This is a genomic window from Cardinium endosymbiont of Culicoides punctatus, from assembly GCF_004354815.1.
GTDB lineage: Bacteria > Bacteroidota > Bacteroidia > Cytophagales > Amoebophilaceae > Cardinium.
The window spans coordinates 1-1,315 of record NZ_QWJI01000045.1 but is presented as its reverse complement, the minus strand read 5'-3'; the positions used below and the strand labels follow the sequence as shown (position 1 = coordinate 1,315).

Below are 1,315 nucleotides of genomic sequence, written 5' to 3'. Positions count from 1 at the left end.
GCAATCATGATAGTCATTGATAGCATAAATAAAGGTAACGCTTGGGCTAAGTAAAATCATATATTTGTACCACCACCCTCTTTTAATAGGGTAAATATTTCCATGTTACTGTAAAATTGATCAATTGACCCGTTAACACAAATAAATTCTCTTTTTTTATTGTTTTTTTAATAGAAGCTTCTTTTAATAAGCGAGCTATTTCTGTATGCGTTTTATCCGTTGCAATATCAAAAGACGTAGCACCACGATTGTCTTTTCTATTGACTATAATGTTAGGATCTGTTAATAACCGCTTAACTATTTCGATATGTCCTTCATAAGCTGCTCTATGCAACGCAGTAAATCCAAATATGTCCTGTTCATTTACCTTGATTTCAGGATGCTGTAATAACCTATTCACTAATACTAAATCCCCTATGCTACTTGCTAAATGAAGTGGAGTGCGTTTATAATATCTGTTTTTTTTATTAATCATAATACCACTCATTTTTAACAATGCATGGACCATATCTAAATTTCCTATTTTAACTGCCAAATGAAGCGGAATAGATCCATGATTGTCTTGTATATTGACATTAATACCAGAAACTTGTAACAATCTATTGACTATAGCTAAACTTCCTATTTTAACTGCCAAATGAAGCAGCGTAAATCCATGATTGTCTTGTATATTAACATTAATACCAGGAATTTGTAACAATCTATTGACTATAGCTAAACTTCCTATTTTAATTGCCAAATGAAGCAGCGTAGACCTATTATTGTTCTGTATATTGACATTAATACCAGGAATTTTTAGCAATGCATTGACTATAGCTAAATTCCCTGCCATAATTGCTGTATGAAGCGGAGTAGATCTATTATTGTTCTGTATATTGACATTAATACCAGGAATTTGTAACAATGCATGGACTATAGCTAAATTCCCTGTCATAATTGCTGTATGAGGGGGGGTAGATCTACTATTATTTTGTGTATTGACATTAATATTAGAAATTTCTAGCAAGGTATTGACTGCCGCTAAATTCTCTATCATAATTGCTGTATGAAGCGGAGTACGGCCATGGTTATTTTTTATATTGACATCAATTCCAGGAACTTCTAACAATATTTCAACTAATTCTTTATGTTCTTGCTCAACTGCTAGATGCAAGAGCGTAGATCCACCTTCATATTGTTTATTTATCTTAACGTTATCGCTTGATAATAATAACTTAGTCAGGACTTTCGCAAAGTATTGAATAATTGATATTTTTGTAGTTATAGTTACTAACTTCAAATTATTGTACTCAACGATGAAAGTTACTACGCAACT

The 1,315-nt window shown here is 31.9% G+C and carries 1 protein-coding gene; it reads right to left on the bottom strand.

Annotated elements, in window-relative coordinates; genetic code table 11:
• Positions 1–82: 82 nt before the first annotated feature.
• Positions 83–1,315, bottom strand: a 1,233-nt coding sequence (locus CCPUN_RS04135) for an ankyrin repeat domain-containing protein (protein ID WP_191283881.1), incomplete at its 5' end; no start/stop codon positions are given.